A 14,397-nucleotide genomic window follows, 5' to 3' on the forward strand; every position below is an offset into this window, starting at 1 on the left:
CGCATTCAAAAACACAATATCCAATGCGATTGGCAACGCGGCTACGCTACCGTCGCCGTCCGTCCTCAGCATTGGGAAGAATTGCAACAATGGCACGAACACGCCCAAAAACATTATGGTGCAAGCCATTACCAGCTTTGGGATAAAGCCACGCTAAAGCAGCAACTTGCCAGCGATATGTATCAAGGCGCGCAATTTGATCCTTTATCAGGCCACTTACACCCGCTCAATTACACCCTGGGCATTGCTAAAGCGGCAGCAGATGCAGGCGCACAACTTTTTGAGCAATCCCCGATGACGCGTATCGAGCCATGCGATAACGGCTGGCTGGTTCATACGCCCAATGGCAGCGTTGAATGCAAAAACCTCGTTTATGCCGTCAACACTTATGCAGGCTTACACCCGAAATTCAAAGTATTGGAACAAAAAGCCATTGCAGTCAGCACCTTTATCATCGCCACCGAGCCTCTGGGTGAGCGTGCCAAAGACCTGATCCGCAACAATATGGCCATCTGCGACAACCGCCACGTCCTCGACTACTATCGCCTCAGCGCCGACGGCCGCCTGCTCTTCGGCGGCAAAGACAACGAGTTTATCGATGACCCTGACCGCATGACCGAACTCGTCCGTCAAGACATGCTGAAAGTTTTCCCGCAACTTGCCAATGTCAGAATCGAGCATTCTTGGGGCGGCGAATGCGACATCACGCGCAATCTCGCCCCACACTTCGGCCGCCTCGCCCCTACTGTTTTCTACGCCCAAGGCTATTCCGGACACGGCATGGCGATTACCGGCATTGCCGGTTTGGCGATTGCCGAAGCCATCATGGGCGATGAGGGCCGTCTGAAACCTTTTGAGCAACTTCGCCACAGCAATATCATTACCCAGCCTTTCCTGCGCAAACTCGGCTCTTTCCTCGGCTCAAAATACTATCAATGGAAAGACAGCCACTAAACCCAAACAACAAACATATTTCAGACGGCGGCAGATTCAAGTAAAATTCAGGCCGTCTGAAAGCTTAGATACGACAAAATTCAATCATTTATCAGCAAGGAAACCATCATGAGCAACCATCACAAACTCATCATCCTCGGCTCCGGCCCTGCCGGCTATACTGCCGCCGTCTATGCCGCCCGTGCCAACCTCAACCCTGTGATCATTACCGGCGTTGAGCAAGGCGGACAACTGATGACCACCACCGAAGTGGACAACTGGCCTGCCGATGCAGGAGGCGTACAAGGTCCGGAACTGATGGCACGTTTCCAAGCTCATGCTGAACGCTTCGGTACTGAAATGATTTTCGACCAAATCCATACCGTTGATTTGCAAAACCGTCCTTTCACCCTCAAAGGCGATATGGGCGAATACACCTGCGATGCGCTCATCGTTGCCACCGGCGCATCCGCCAAATATTTAGGTTTGCCAAGCGAAGAAACCTTTGCCGGGAAAGGCGTTTCCGCCTGCGCAACTTGCGATGGTTTCTTCTACAAAAAACAAGATGTTGCCGTAGTAGGCGGTGGCAATACCGCTGTGGAAGAAGCCCTCTACCTTGCCAATATCGCCAACACCGTTACCCTGATTCACCGCCGCGACAGTTTCCGTGCCGAAAAAATCATGGTGGATAAACTGATGCAACGCGTCGAAGAAGGCAAAATCATCCTCAAGCTCAACAGCTCGGTTGATGAAATCTTGGGCGACGAAAGTGGCGTTACCGGTGCACGCCTGAAACACAATGACGGCAGCACTGAAGAAATCGCTGTAAAAGGCGTTTTCATCGCCATCGGCCACAAACCCAACACCGATATCTTCAAAGGCCAACTCGATATGGATGAAACTGGCTACCTGAAAACCAAAGGCGGCACCGGTGACAATGTCGGCGCAACCAATATCGAAGGCGTATGGGCGGCAGGCGACGTCAAAGACCATACCTACCGTCAAGCCATCACCAGCGCAGCTTCCGGCTGCCAAGCCGCACTTGATGCCGAACGTTGGCTCGACCGCCACGGCGTATAAGCCTCTAAGCTACGCCCTATTCTTTAAAACATAATAAAAGGCCGTCTGAAATCTCAGACGGCCTATAATCTATCTACCACACTCAAATATTCATTTTAAAAGCAAATTTATATCAAATAAGAACTTTTGCTTTATAATAACGACAAATACCCAACAAACAGGGAACAAACATGAAAAAAACACTAATGACACTTATCCTTTGCGCACTGACTCCTGCCGCCCTGGCTGCCGATACTTACGGCTACCTGGCCATGTGGCAAAACCCTGCCGACAGCAATGAAGTGCTGCAAATCAAAACCACCAAAGAAAATGCCACCCAACTGGATGCGACAGCCGAACTCGAAACATTCTGTAAAGGCCAAGATGCCTTAGCCGGTATCAGCGCAGGCCAAGCAACAGGCTGTAAAACGGTTGTCCCTCTGCACAACACCTGTATCGCTGTTGCCTATCCTAAAGCCATGGGCAAATTGACTGCTCAAAACGTAGTAGCCATTACCTCCCCTCGTTTCAAAACCGTGCATCAAATTGCCTTGAACCAATGTATCAAAAAATACGGCTCACAAGGACAATGTGCTTTAGAAACAGTCTATTGCACTTCCGAAACCTACTATCAAGGTACGGTCAAAACCCTTTGGGAAAAAATCAAATCCATTTAAGGCCGTCTGAAAATAAAACCGGCTTGCCCGATATTCTCTATCACGGCAAGCCGGTTTTTTATTCTGGCTTTTATTTGCTGTTTTTTTCCAACAATTTGGCCACAACGCCTTCAGCCTGTTTCACCAAATCAGGATTGGTTCGGAAGTGGTTTTCATCATTCAAAGAGTAGCTGACAGTCGAAACCGCGTACTTCGTGCTTCTCAACACAAATACACCTTTACGCAAGATTTCATTATTGCCTTTGGTTTTATAACGCAGATTATACGGGCAAGAAGAATCATACAGTTTGCCACGGTTATCCGCTGTCACAATCGTGCTGCCGATACCGCGTTTTGCCAAAGCTTTAGACAAAGCACGATCCAAATCATGCGGCCTTACTTTTGCATTTTGAATGATGCAGACATGTTTGATGCTGGTCAGCTCTTCAGGTTTCAATACTCGTTGTTCCGTAGTGGAACACGCACCCAACAACAATACGGCAGAAGCCGCCGCTAAAATCATAGTTTTCATCTGTTTTCCTTTTTAAAATTTTCAAACAATAAATATTCAGACGGCCTTTATAAAAAGGCCGTCTGAAAAAATCAACGTACGTTTTTCATTAAACGCTGTTTCTCACGCTTCCAATCCGCTTCTTTCAGGCTTTGGCGTTTGTCATGCTGTTTCTTACCCTTGGCCAAACCGATTTCCACTTTGATTCTACCTCGGGTGTAATGCAGGTTTAAGGGCACAATCGTATAACCGGCACGTTCGGTTTTGCCGATTAACTTGTTGATTTCCGATTGTTTCAACAACAACTTACGCGGACGGACAGGATCGGGTTTGACGTGTGTCGAGGCAGTGGGCAATGCGGTAATGTGGCAACCCACCAAATAGAATGCGTCTTTTTTCCAGTAGATATAGCTTTCTTTTAATTGAACGCGTGTAGCGCGGATGGCTTTGACTTCCCATCCCTCCAATACTATACCGGCTTCGATTTGGTCTTCGATAAAGAAATCGTGAAAGGCTTTTTTATTATTGGCAATACTCATTGTGCTGATTCTTTACAAACTTTTCAGACGGCCTATTTTATCAGGCATGCTTAAAAAATAAAACGGCAAACGGTTTTGAAACGTTTATTCGCTTAAAACATGGCGGCGGTAAAAACGGTCGATATCGGCAATGGCTTTTTCATCTTCAGGGCGTAAATCCAGTTTCAAATCGGCAAGGCGGATCAAGATTTGGTCTTCACGCTCGGCAACGGCGCAGCTGACCTCGCCTTCGCTGCGAAAATGACGGATAAGCTCGTCCAACTGGTTTAAAGCATTTTGATAAGATGAATTTTGATTCATAATTTTTGACCCGAACGCCCATAAAAAATGGCGGGAAACCCCGCCATGATTTTACGGCTTACGCCGCGCATTTGATTAAGCAGCTTGAATATTAGCAGCTTGTTTGCCTTTAGGGCCGGTGGTTACGTCGAAAGATACGCGTTGACCTTCTTTCAGGGTTTTGAAACCATCCATGTTGATCGCTGAGAAGTGAGCGAACAAATCTTCGCCACCTTCATCAGGAGTGATGAAACCAAAACCTTTAGCGTCGTTAAACCATTTTACGATACCGGTTGCCATTAGAAACTTCCTATACTTAAAAATTAACAAAATCAGCAAAACAAGGCATACAGCAAACTAAAACGTTCAGCGTTTCTCCCCCGTATTGCATACGCGGTCGAGTGCCAACTTCTGCTTAACTGTCTTTTTACATTTGTTAAGACAAAACGTCAAGCTATGTTTTCAAAAAAGTGGGAAAATAGAAAAAAATTGCCGAAATACAACAGAAAACGGTTTACACTCTAAAACAGGCCGTCTGAAAACTGAAACCTAAGATTATGAACCATCCGAATACCGACCACCAATCCGATACCCTGCTCAGCGATATCAACACACAGCCGCCGAAACGTTACGGCGTATTTTTATTGAACGACGATTACACCACCATGGAATTTGTCGTCGAAATCCTGACCGAAGTCTTTATGCTTGCACAGGAACAAGCAGTGGCCGTCATGTTGTTGGTGCACCACGAAGGCAAAGGCCTGTGCGGCACCTACACGCGCGATATTGCGCAGACCAAGCAACATCAGGTCATGGAATGTGCCAAAGCTGAAGGGCATCCGCTCAAATGTATAGTCGAAGAGGTTTAAACCATGCTTTCACCCGAATTGGAACACATCCTGCAACTGCTCTACCGTGAAGCACGCAACGCCCGTTATGAGTTTATCAGCTTGGAACACCTGCTTTTGGTGTTGATAGAAGAAGATGCGGCTGTGCCGAACGTCTTGAAACTGTGTGGTGCGGATTTAAAAGTCCTGTCCGAGCAGCTTGCGGCCAGCGTTGCTGAAAACACGCCGCAAATTCCCGATCATCTTCTAGATACGGTCGAAACCCAGCCGACATTGGGCTTCCAACGCGTCATCCAACGGGCAATGGTGCATACCCAGTCTGCCGGCAAAGCCGCAGTAGAGCCTTTAGATATTTTGGTTGCCATGATGAGCGAATCTGAAAGCCATGCCGTTTATTTCCTCAAATTGCAATCCATTACGCGCTTTGAAGTCTTGCGTTGCATTGCCCATGGTTCGCCCGATGACGAGGATGGCAATGATTCAGACGGCCTGGGACGCGAAGGCGAGGAAGCGGAACAGAAAACCGGCTCCCTTTCCGACTACACCGTCAACCTCAACGCCGAAGTCAAAGCCGGCCGTATCGACCCTTTGATTGGTCGCAAACACGAAATGGAACGACTGGTGCAAATCCTGTGCCGCCGCCGTAAAAACAATCCGCTTTTGGTCGGCGAGGCAGGCGTGGGCAAAACCGCGCTGGCAGAAGGCTTGGCGCATCAAATCGTCAACGGCGACATTCCCGACGCGCTGAAAGAAGCCGAAGTGTACGCACTGGATATGGGTTCGCTTTTGGCGGGCACGAAATACCGCGGCGACTTTGAAGCGCGGGTCAAGTCCGTCTTAAAGCAGCTCGAAAAAATCCCGCACGCCATTTTGTTTATCGACGAAATCCACACTATCATCGGCGCGGGTAGCACCAGCGGCGGCACGATGGACGCGTCCAACCTGCTCAAACCTGCATTGGCGAAAGGCTCATTGCGCTGTATCGGCGCGACTACTTACGACGAATACCGCACCATTTTCGACAAAGACCACGCCTTAAGCCGCCGTTTCCAAAAAATTGACGTGGTCGAACCCACCGTTTCCGAAACCGTTCAAATCCTGCGCGGCTTGAAGCCGATGTTTGAAGATTTCCACCAAGTCCGCTATACGCAAGGCGCACTTGAAGCCGCCGCCGAACTTTCCGCACGCTACATCAACGAACGTTTCCTGCCTGACAAAGCCATCGACGTGATGGACGAAGCAGGCGCTGCGCAACGGATTTTGCCCAAATCCAAACAGAAAAAAGTCATCGGCAAAGCGCAAATCGAAACCGTCATCGCCAAGGTTGCGCGGATTCCTGAAAAAACCGTGTCGCACGACGACAAACAAGTGCTGCAATTCCTCGGCCGCGATTTGAAAAACATGGTTTACGGTCAGGAAAATGCCATCGACGCGCTGGTTGCCGCTGTCAAAATGTCGCGCTCCGGCCTCGCCCTGCCCGACAAACCGATAGGCAGTTTCCTCTTCTCCGGCCCGACCGGCGTCGGCAAAACCGAAGTCGCCAAACAGCTTGCCTACTCGATGGGCGTACCGCTGCAACGCTTTGATATGTCCGAATACATGGAACGCCACGCCGTATCGCGCCTCATCGGCGCGCCGCCGGGCTACGTCGGCTTTGAACAAGGCGGCCTTTTGACCGAAGCCGTCAACAAGCAGCCGCATTGCGTGTTGCTCTTAGACGAAATAGAAAAAGCCCACCCCGACATTTTCAACGTCCTCCTGCAAGTCATGGACGCAGGCAAACTGACCGACAACAACGGCAAGAGTGCCGATTTCCGCAACGTCATCCTGATTATGACCACCAACGCAGGCGCGGAAAGCCTCAGCCGCCCCAGCCTCGGCTTTACCGCCAAACGCGAATGCGGCGACGAAATGCAGGCAATCAACAAACTCTTCACGCCCGAGTTCCGCAATCGCTTGGACGCGATTATCCCGTTTGCGCCCTTGTCCGAACCCATCATCGTCAAAGTCGTGGACAAATTCCTGCTCCAGCTCGAACACCAGCTCCTCGACAAAAAAGTCGAAGCCGAATTCACACCGGCATTGCGCAAATATCTGGCGGAAAAAGGTTTCGACCCGCAAATGGGTGCACGCCCAATGAACCGCCTGATTCAGGAAAAAATCCGCAAACCGCTCGCCGACGAACTCCTGTTCGGCAAACTCGCCGACGGCGGCTTTGTGCGGATAGACTGGGATGCAGCAAAAGAAGAAGCCGTGTTGAAGTTTAAGAAAAGCAAGGTCAAACCTGAAACAGAAACTGTTTAACTGGTCAAAAATAAAAGGCCGTCTGAAATTTCAGACGGCCTTTTTATCTCAATCAAAAATCTGATTTACAAAACGGATTTGACAGTGGCAACCACATTGTCTACGGTAAAACCAAATTCTTTGAACAGCAAATCAGCAGGTGCAGACTCGCCGAAGCGGTTGATACCGACCACTGCGCCGTTCAAACCGACGTATTTATACCAACCGTCGGCATGTCCGGCTTCTACGGCTACACGTGGCAAACCTTCCGGCAGAACGGCGGCTTTATAGGCGGCATCTTGGCGGTCGAATACATTGGTAGAAGGCATGGAAACAACGCGCACGGCAATACCTTGTTCTGCCAATACCTTTTGTGCTTCCAGAGACAATTCAACTTCAGAGCCGGTAGCAATTACAACAGCTTGCGCATTACCTTGAGCTTCACTGATCACGTAAGCACCGCGTTTGATGTCGTTCAGCTGTTGCTCATCACGCGCTTGGAATTTCAAGTTTTGACGGCTGAAAATCAAGCTGGATGGGTGATCAGCCGCTTTAACGGCTTCAGACCACGCTACCAAAGATTCAACGGTATCGCATGGACGCCATACGTCCATATTCGGAATCAGGCGCAAAGTGGCAGTTTGCTCGATAGGTTGGTGGGTCGGACCGTCTTCACCCAAACCGATGGAATCGTGGGTAAACACAAATACAGGGTTGATTTTCATCAGTGCCGCCATGCGCAGGGCGTTGAGTTCGTATTCGCTGAACATCAGGAAAGTCGCACCGAATGGTTTAACACCGCCATGCAAGGTAAGACCGTTCATGATTGCGCCCATGCCGAACTCGCGCACGCCGTAGTGGATGTAGTTGCCGCCGTGTTCGCGGGTAACGGAAACGCTGTTTGACCAGTCAGTCAGGTTGGATGGGGTCAGGTCGGCAGAACCGCCCACCAATTCAGGCAGCTCTTTTGCCAAGATTTCGATGCTGTTTTGGCTGGCTTTACGGGTGGCGATGGTTTCCGCTTTGACACACACTTCTTTCAATGCGGCTTGAACGTAAGCGTCGAAGTTTTCAGGCAGTTTTTTATCCATGCGGCGCACGAATTCTGCAGCTTCGGCAGGATATTTGGCTTGATATTGAGCGAAGAGTTCGTTCCATTCGGTCTCAAGTTTCGCGCCTTTTTCTTTTGCATCCCATGCAGCATAGATTTCTTGAGGGATTTCAAACGCAGGATAAGCCCAACCCAAATGTTTGCGCGTGGCTTCGATCTCGTCCGCACCCAAAGGCGCACCGTGGGTTTTATGGCTGCCTTCCTTGTTGGCGCTGCCTTTACCGATTAAGGTTTTGCAGCAAATCAGGGAAGGTTTGCCGGTTTCGGCTTTGGCCGCTTCAATAGCCGTCTGAATGGCATCAGTATCATGACCGTTTACATTTGGAATCACATGCCAGCCGTAGCTTTCAAAGCGTTGCGGAATATTTTCGGTAAACCAACCGTCCACCTTACCGTCAATGGAAATATTATTGTCATCATATAAAACAATCAGTTTGCCCAAGCCTAAAGTACCGGCAAGCGAGCAGGCTTCATGCGATACGCCTTCCATCATGCAGCCGTCGCCCATGAAGACGTAGGTGTGGTGGTCAACAATGTTCAAACCGTCTTTATTGAATTCGGCAGCCAAGATTTTTTCGGCCAAAGCCATGCCTACTGCGTTGGCAATACCTTGTCCCAATGGGCCGGTTGTGGTTTCCACGCCGTCGGTATAGCCATATTCCGGATGGCCGGGGGTTTTGCTGTGCAGTTGGCGGAAATTTTTCAAATCATCAATGGAAACGTTGTAGCCGGTCAGGTGCAACAGGCTGTAAAGAATCATGGAGGCATGACCATTGGAGAGGACAAAACGATCGCGGTTGTAGAATTTTGGGTTGGCAGGATTATGATTGAGGAACTTCGTCCACAATACTTCCGCCATTTCCGCCATACCCATAGGCGCACCCGGGTGGCCGGAGTTGGCTTTTTGTACGGCATCGACTGAGAGGAAACGGATTGCGTTTGCCAGTTGAGACATGGTTTGACCTTCCTTGGACAAGATTGGAAATATGAGAAAAGTGTGCCGATTATCGCCTGAATCAGCCGTGCTTTCAAGAATAGCCTTTGATATTTGCATTGTCAGACGGCATGATTTCCAATAGGCCGTCTGAAACGGACGGGATAGATGATATTAACTGTTATTTCGTTTTGAAACAGTATGTTGTAAATTTTTTTATTGGATAAATAGGAAATCACTATAAGCATAAATCTGTGCTTATTCCGTAAGTCTTTGAATACTGCTCTTTTCAGACGGCCTTGTATGAGATAGGAGTACCTCAACTATTGTTAAGGCCAAACCCCGCTTTTGCTTTGCATAAAGTCAAATGTTATGATTTTATATGCACGCCCAAGGCCGTCTGAAAATACTCGCATCAAACTACTACCATGACAAAAGGCTTGTGTGCACTTCGATTAAGGAACACTGATTATGTCACCCGAAAACCAAGCGGAAAACACCACACCCTCAACAGAAAAAACGGCAAAAGCCACTCCGCCCAAACCTTCCAAACCCAAATCCAGCGTAATTCAAATTCATCCCGAAGGCGAACGCATCCATCCGAAAAAAGCAGAAGGACGCTTTGCCAAACTGCGTATCGCCGCCGTATTGGCGACCCAGTTTGTATTTTACGTAATTCCATGGTTTAACTGGAGTAACCGTCAGGCAGTTTTATTTAATATCCCTGACCGTCATTTTTTCATTTTCGGCCTGTCACTGGGCATGGGCGATTTGATTTACCTTGCCTTGCTGTTGATGATTTGTGCCTTCGGACTGTTTTGGTGGACAACCATTGCCGGTCGTTTGTGGTGCGGCTACTCTTGCCCGCAAACGGTTTACACCGAAATCATGCTTTGGATCGACAACTTGGTTGAAGGCGACCGCAACAAACGTTTAAAACTGGAAAAATCGCCTTGGAACTTTACTAAAATCCGCATTAAAGTCACCAAATACCTACTGATTTTCCTTGTCTGTGCATGGACAGGTATAACTTTTGCAGGCTGGTTTGTCCCTATCCGCCAGTTTGTTCCCGATTTATTCACCGGAGCAGCAGGCGGCGGCGCAATGTTTGCTGCAGCGTTTTATGGATTCATGACCTTCTTCTTTGCCCACATTATGCGTGAAAAAGTGTGCCTGCATATGTGCCCATATGCACGCTTCCAAAGTGCAATGTTTGACAAAGACACACTGATTATTTCCTACGATACAGAACGCGGCGAACCTCGTGGTGCACGCAAAAAAACCGCCAACAAAGAAGACAGCGGCTTGGGCGACTGCATCAACTGCACCATGTGTGTACAAGTCTGCCCCGTCGGTATCGACATCCGCGACGGTCTGCAATACCAATGCATCGGTTGTGCAGCCTGTATCGATGCTTGTGATGAAATCATGGACAAAATGGGTTATCCGCGCGGCCTGATCCGTTACACCACAGAAGGTGCGATGGAGCATGAATACCCTGAAAGCGACATCAAAAAACGTCTGAAACGCCCTCGCGTTGCAGGTTATGGTGCAGTATTGTTTGTGGTTATTATTGCTTTCTTAACCGGCATTTCCACCCGTAAAATGGTCGAAGTGGATATTCTGAAAGACCGCGGCGTGATGGTGCGCGAAAACAGCCAAGGCTGGTTGGAAAATGCCTACAACCTGCGCATCATTAATAAGAGTGAACATGAACAGACCGTTACTGCAACAGTCAAAGGTTTTGATGATATCGCCTTGACCGGCTTACCAGAAAACGGTATTAAAATTGCGCCACGCGAAACCTTGACCATTCCAGTTCAAGTGTCCACCATTCCTGAGTACGCCGAAAAAGGCAGCCAGCCGATTGAATTTACCTTCACATATCGTGAAACCGATGCCGCTGATGCCGAACCGACTGTCTTGAATGAAAAAGCAACCTTTATTGGAGAATAACAACGGTGTCCAAACCCAATTCCACTAAGCCTTGGTATAAACACACTTGGCCTTGGGTGCTGATGGCAGGTCCAATCTTTGTCGTTATCGCCAGCGTGTCTATGTTCTTCGTCGCAAAAGAACATACGACAGACTTAGTTTCCGACGATTACTATAAAGATGGCAAACACATCGAAATCCAGCTTCACCGCGATGAAGAAGCCGTTAAAAGGCAGATTCAAGTGCAGGTTTTAATCAGTCCGGACATGAATGCCGCCAAAGTATTCGTCAGTGGACAATTCGATCCCAAACAGCCATTAAACCTGCTACTGATGCACCCGACACGCAAAGCTGACGACCAAACCGTCAAGCTGCGCGCCGTAACGTCCGAGCCACAAAACGGCCGTATGGAATACGAAGCCATCTTCAAACCTCTCCACCAAACCAACCATTGGTACTTGCGAGTTGAAGATACCTCAGGCGTGTGGCGTGTTGAAAACAAATGGATAGTCAGCCAAGGCAATGCAGTCAACTTGACGCCTATGGACAAATTGTTCGACAACGGTAAACAAGCCGCTTCAACAGAACAATAAATCCCGACCCAGGCCGTCTGAAACCTTTCAGACGGCCTGAAAATCTTTTTACCCTCTATCATTCTTTAAAATATGATTTTTTCCAATTGGCGCAGACTGACAGAAAATGAAGTCCGTATGGCAAAACAAGTTTTTGCGGACAGCATAAACTTCCACCGCATCAAAATATATCGCGGCATTCCACTTATACCCAACGCCAATACCGCCATTGCGCCCAATGGAAACATATACTTTCCGCGTAAACACTGCCCCAAAGATTTCACTCAAGCCGGCATAGCCTACAAAATTTGGCTGATTCATGAGCTGACACATGTCTGGCAACACCAGCGCGGTCACAAAGTTTGGCTTTCCGGCCTATTCATCATGCTCAAAGGCGGATACAGAAAACGCAAAGCTTACGCCTACCCCATCCCCTTACCCCACATCAACCAATTAAATATCGAACAGCAGGCAGACCTTATTGCCCACTATTTCGCAGCTACTTTTCTACCCAAAAACATTTACACCCCGCAACAGCCTATTTTTCAGACGGCCTTAGCAGATTTTCTTCACAACCCACACGACAAAAATCTATGCCCGAAATATTTGTCGGCAAAAAAACAACACTTCAAAAGCAGAGTGAACAAATAAGCTATAATGAACAACCCGACACATCATCCAAAAGATCCCAAACCATGCCTTGGAACATACCTATTTTACTTACCTGGATGCGCGTCCTATTAATCCCCGTGTTCACCATCCTATTCTATTTACCGAACACATGGATTCAACCACAAACCGTCAACTGGACAGCCGCCATCATCTTTGCACTTGCCGCTATTACAGACTGGTTTGACGGCTTTTTAGCACGCCGCTGGAAACAAACCTCCGACTTCGGTGCATTCCTCGACCCCGTTGCCGACAAACTCATGGTTGCCGTTGCCCTACTCCTGCTCGTCAGCCTTGGCAGAACATACGCCATCTTCGCCATGATTATTATCGGCCGAGAAATTACCATTTCCGCCCTGCGCGAATGGATGGCACAAATGGGCAAACGCGGCAGCGTCGCCGTAGCTACTATCGGCAAATTCAAAACCACTGCCCAAATGATTGCCATCTTCCTTTTGCTTATCGGTACGGACAAATATAACGACCCTTTCTATCTCATTGGTAACATATTGATGTTTATAGCATCCGTATTAACCATCTGGTCTATGTGCTACTACCTTAAAATGGCGTGGAAAGAATTCAAATAAAATTTTTAAAAAAATAAAAACAAAACACTTGACGCACACGATTAAATCCATAATAATTGCGTCTTCTTCGATATTACGAAGCAACAAATATCAGAGCGGGAATAGCTCAGTTGGTAGAGCGCAACCTTGCCAAGGTTGAGGTCGCGAGTTCGAGACTCGTTTCCCGCTCCATCTTGATTACTTGTTGATTGTTCTTTTTCAATATGCGGGAATAGCTCAGTTGGTAGAGCGCAACCTTGCCAAGGTTGAGGTCGCGAGTTCGAGACTCGTTTCCCGCTCCAGTTTAATTTCAGATGCACTCAAATGCGGGAATAGCTCAGTTGGTAGAGCGCAACCTTGCCAAGGTTGAGGTCGCGAGTTCGAGACTCGTTTCCCGCTCCATTAAATCATGCATCCGAATACGCGGGAATAGCTCAGTTGGTAGAGCGCAACCTTGCCAAGGTTGAGGTCGCGAGTTCGAGACTCGTTTCCCGCTCCAGTTTCAATACTACCAACACTCCAAAGTAGTTTATTTGGCGAGATAGCAAAGTGGTTATGCAGCGGATTGCAAATCCGTCTACGCCGGTTCGATTCCGACTCTCGCCTCCATCCATTTCATGGCGGGGTGGCAGAGTGTTTATGCTATAAGGGGTGCAACCCTTATATAGGCCGGTTCAAATCCGCGCCCCCGCCTCCAATCTCTCGATTTATTGTCTACGCCCGGGTGGTGAAATAGGTAGACACAACGGACTTAAAATCCGTCGGCCCTAAACCGGCCGTGCCGGTTCGATTCCGGCTCCGGGCACCAATAAATATCTGAATTTATTGAAAAATCTAATATTCCAAATTTCTAATTGACAGCTTATTTGTAAGGCTGTTTTTTTGTTTGTGCCTTATTTGTGTCTAACTTGCGCCATTTGTGTCAAATGTGACAAGCTCGTGCAAAGGTCTCAGGCTATGACAGCGAGGAAGACCGGTAGCATCTGGTAATCATCGTTTGCTGGACGACATTATGCGCAAAGCCCACCATAACCGTCCGCTGATGGAAGCGTAAACCAAACGTAACCGACATCTATCGAAGACCCGTTATGTGGTCGAACAAAGCTTCGGTACGCTGCACCGTAAGTCCCGCTACACTCGGGCAGCCTATTTCGGTCTGATTAAAGTGAGTGCACAAAGCCATCTGAAGGCAATGTGTTTAAACCTGTTGAAAGCGGCTAACAGGCTAAGTGCGCCTGTTGTTACCTAAAAGGCGGCCCAGATGCCTGATTATCGGGTATCCGGGGAGAATAAAGAGGAGGGGTTGAGTGGAATCAGTGGGTACTTGGAACGAAAATAGCCGAAAATCTATGTTTGGATTTCGGCTGCTGGAAGGAAAAGGAATTTTGCAAAGGGCTCATTTTAAAATTTCCCAAAATGATAAGGCCGAGACCTTTGCAAAATTCCCCAAAATCCCCTAAATTCCCACCAAGACATTTAGGGGATTTTTCATGAGTACCTTC

At 48.3% G+C, this 14,397-nt stretch carries 15 protein-coding genes, 7 tRNA genes and 1 pseudogene; 17 read left to right on the plus strand and 6 right to left on the minus strand.

From position 1 onward, the window contains the following. The 3 genes from ACTHSP_RS11640 to ACTHSP_RS11650 form a co-directional block, all read left to right on the plus strand. The coding region (locus tag ACTHSP_RS11640; RefSeq protein ID WP_440346136.1) for an NAD(P)/FAD-dependent oxidoreductase at nucleotides 1–954 on the plus strand (954 nt) is incomplete at its 5' end. Between the two features lie 108 nt (nucleotides 955–1,062). Then, nucleotides 1,063–2,013 carry a thioredoxin-disulfide reductase gene (gene trxB / locus ACTHSP_RS11645; protein WP_003685652.1) on the plus strand — a complete coding sequence of 317 codons (951 nt, stop codon included), beginning with the start codon at nucleotides 1,063–1,065 and terminating at the stop codon, nucleotides 2,011–2,013. 170 nt (nucleotides 2,014–2,183) lie between these two features. Beyond that, a complete protein-coding gene (locus tag ACTHSP_RS11650) occupies nucleotides 2,184–2,669 on the plus strand; it encodes a DUF4189 domain-containing protein (protein WP_049352801.1) in 486 nt (161 codons plus the stop codon). A gap of 70 nt (nucleotides 2,670–2,739) precedes the next feature. Here the strand turns inward: ACTHSP_RS11650 and ACTHSP_RS11655 are convergent, their stop codons facing one another. The 4 genes from ACTHSP_RS11655 to ACTHSP_RS11670 all read right to left on the minus strand — a co-directional run bounded on the left by ACTHSP_RS11655 (nucleotide 2,740) and on the right by ACTHSP_RS11670 (nucleotide 4,277). Further along, nucleotides 2,740–3,180, minus strand: coding sequence for a hypothetical protein (locus tag ACTHSP_RS11655; protein WP_003682952.1), 441 nt, complete (start codon nucleotides 3,178–3,180; stop codon nucleotides 2,740–2,742). Between the two features lie 71 nt (nucleotides 3,181–3,251). Beyond that, nucleotides 3,252–3,698, minus strand: coding sequence for an SsrA-binding protein SmpB (gene smpB / locus ACTHSP_RS11660; RefSeq protein WP_049352803.1), 447 nt, complete (start codon nucleotides 3,696–3,698; stop codon nucleotides 3,252–3,254). Nucleotides 3,699–3,782: 84 nt separating this feature from the next. Further along, nucleotides 3,783–3,998: a hypothetical protein gene (locus tag ACTHSP_RS11665; RefSeq protein WP_003679564.1), complete on the minus strand. Its 216-nt coding sequence runs from the start codon at nucleotides 3,996–3,998 to the stop codon at nucleotides 3,783–3,785. A gap of 75 nt (nucleotides 3,999–4,073) precedes the next feature. Then, a complete protein-coding gene (locus ACTHSP_RS11670) occupies nucleotides 4,074–4,277 on the minus strand; it encodes a cold-shock protein (protein ID WP_003682902.1) in 204 nt (67 codons plus the stop codon). A 257-nt stretch (nucleotides 4,278–4,534) separates the two neighbouring features. Here ACTHSP_RS11670 and clpS point away from each other — a divergent pair, with 257 nt between their 5' ends. Both clpS and clpA read left to right on the plus strand, forming a co-directional pair. Next, nucleotides 4,535–4,846, plus strand: a complete 312-nt coding sequence (gene clpS / locus ACTHSP_RS11675) for an ATP-dependent Clp protease adapter ClpS (protein WP_049352804.1) — start codon at nucleotides 4,535–4,537, stop codon at nucleotides 4,844–4,846. A 3-nt stretch (nucleotides 4,847–4,849) separates the two neighbouring features. Then, nucleotides 4,850–7,129, plus strand: a complete 2,280-nt coding sequence (gene clpA / locus ACTHSP_RS11680; RefSeq protein WP_440346137.1) for an ATP-dependent Clp protease ATP-binding subunit ClpA — start codon at nucleotides 4,850–4,852, stop codon at nucleotides 7,127–7,129. 65 nt (nucleotides 7,130–7,194) lie between these two features. Here clpA and tkt read toward each other — a convergent pair whose 3' ends face one another. After that, on the minus strand, nucleotides 7,195–9,174 hold the full coding sequence (tkt, locus tag ACTHSP_RS11685; RefSeq protein ID WP_049329776.1) for a transketolase: 1,980 nt from the start codon (nucleotides 9,172–9,174) through the stop codon (nucleotides 7,195–7,197). A 450-nt stretch (nucleotides 9,175–9,624) separates the two neighbouring features. Here tkt and ccoG point away from each other — a divergent pair, with 450 nt between their 5' ends. The 12 genes and pseudogenes from ccoG to ACTHSP_RS11745 form a co-directional block, all read left to right on the plus strand. Further along, nucleotides 9,625–11,109, plus strand: coding sequence for a cytochrome c oxidase accessory protein CcoG (ccoG, locus tag ACTHSP_RS11690; RefSeq protein ID WP_440346138.1), 1,485 nt, complete (start codon nucleotides 9,625–9,627; stop codon nucleotides 11,107–11,109). A 5-nt stretch (nucleotides 11,110–11,114) separates the two neighbouring features. After that, a complete protein-coding gene (locus ACTHSP_RS11695; protein ID WP_440346139.1) occupies nucleotides 11,115–11,681 on the plus strand; it encodes a FixH family protein in 567 nt (188 codons plus the stop codon). Nucleotides 11,682–11,798: 117 nt separating this feature from the next. Beyond that, entirely contained in the window at nucleotides 11,799–12,311 is a 513-nt protein-coding gene (locus ACTHSP_RS11700) for a type IV secretion protein Rhs (protein WP_440346140.1), read from the plus strand. A gap of 44 nt (nucleotides 12,312–12,355) precedes the next feature. Beyond that, entirely contained in the window at nucleotides 12,356–12,916 is a 561-nt protein-coding gene (pgsA, locus tag ACTHSP_RS11705) for a CDP-diacylglycerol--glycerol-3-phosphate 3-phosphatidyltransferase (RefSeq protein ID WP_003679552.1), read from the plus strand. Between the two features lie 95 nt (nucleotides 12,917–13,011). After that, nucleotides 13,012–13,087, plus strand: a tRNA-Gly gene (locus tag ACTHSP_RS11710). A 34-nt stretch (nucleotides 13,088–13,121) separates the two neighbouring features. Beyond that, nucleotides 13,122–13,197: transfer RNA gene (locus ACTHSP_RS11715), tRNA-Gly, on the plus strand. Between the two features lie 24 nt (nucleotides 13,198–13,221). Then, nucleotides 13,222–13,297 (plus strand) — tRNA-Gly (locus ACTHSP_RS11720). 21 nt (nucleotides 13,298–13,318) lie between these two features. Then, nucleotides 13,319–13,394 (plus strand) — tRNA-Gly (locus ACTHSP_RS11725). Between the two features lie 36 nt (nucleotides 13,395–13,430). Continuing rightward, nucleotides 13,431–13,504, plus strand: a tRNA-Cys gene (locus ACTHSP_RS11730). Nucleotides 13,505–13,514: 10 nt separating this feature from the next. Further along, a tRNA-Cys gene (locus tag ACTHSP_RS11735) sits at nucleotides 13,515–13,592 on the plus strand. Nucleotides 13,593–13,613: 21 nt separating this feature from the next. Next, a tRNA-Leu gene (locus ACTHSP_RS11740) sits at nucleotides 13,614–13,703 on the plus strand. Between the two features lie 145 nt (nucleotides 13,704–13,848). After that, nucleotides 13,849–14,144: pseudogene (locus ACTHSP_RS11745) on the plus strand (transposase); the annotation flags it as partial. A gap of 64 nt (nucleotides 14,145–14,208) precedes the next feature. Here the strand turns inward: ACTHSP_RS11745 and ACTHSP_RS11750 are convergent. Further along, the coding region (locus tag ACTHSP_RS11750; protein ID WP_440346141.1) for a hypothetical protein at nucleotides 14,209–14,397 on the minus strand (189 nt) is incomplete at its 5' end.

It is taken from the genome of Neisseria sp. P0001.S005 (assembly GCF_051963715.1).

Bases quoted from the DNA above. Each gene is read 5' to 3' on its own strand.
- trxB (WP_003685652.1), top strand. From the start codon at position 1,063: ATGAGCAACCATCACAAACTCATCATCCTCGGCTCCGGCCCTGCCGGC.
- ACTHSP_RS11650 (WP_049352801.1), top strand. From the start codon at position 2,184: ATGAAAAAAACACTAATGACACTTATCCTTTGCGCACTGACTCCTGCC.
- ACTHSP_RS11655 (WP_003682952.1), bottom strand. From the start codon at position 3,180: ATGAAAACTATGATTTTAGCGGCGGCTTCTGCCGTATTGTTGTTGGGT.
- smpB (WP_049352803.1), bottom strand. From the start codon at position 3,698: ATGAGTATTGCCAATAATAAAAAAGCCTTTCACGATTTCTTTATCGAA.
- ACTHSP_RS11665 (WP_003679564.1), bottom strand. From the start codon at position 3,998: ATGAATCAAAATTCATCTTATCAAAATGCTTTAAACCAGTTGGACGAG.
- ACTHSP_RS11670 (WP_003682902.1), bottom strand. From the start codon at position 4,277: ATGGCAACCGGTATCGTAAAATGGTTTAACGACGCTAAAGGTTTTGGT.
- clpS (WP_049352804.1), top strand. From the start codon at position 4,535: ATGAACCATCCGAATACCGACCACCAATCCGATACCCTGCTCAGCGAT.
- clpA (WP_440346137.1), top strand. From the start codon at position 4,850: ATGCTTTCACCCGAATTGGAACACATCCTGCAACTGCTCTACCGTGAA.
- tkt (WP_049329776.1), bottom strand. From the start codon at position 9,174: ATGTCTCAACTGGCAAACGCAATCCGTTTCCTCTCAGTCGATGCCGTA.
- ccoG (WP_440346138.1), top strand. From the start codon at position 9,625: ATGTCACCCGAAAACCAAGCGGAAAACACCACACCCTCAACAGAAAAA.
- ACTHSP_RS11700 (WP_440346140.1), top strand. From the start codon at position 11,799: ATGGCAAAACAAGTTTTTGCGGACAGCATAAACTTCCACCGCATCAAA.
- pgsA (WP_003679552.1), top strand. From the start codon at position 12,356: ATGCCTTGGAACATACCTATTTTACTTACCTGGATGCGCGTCCTATTA.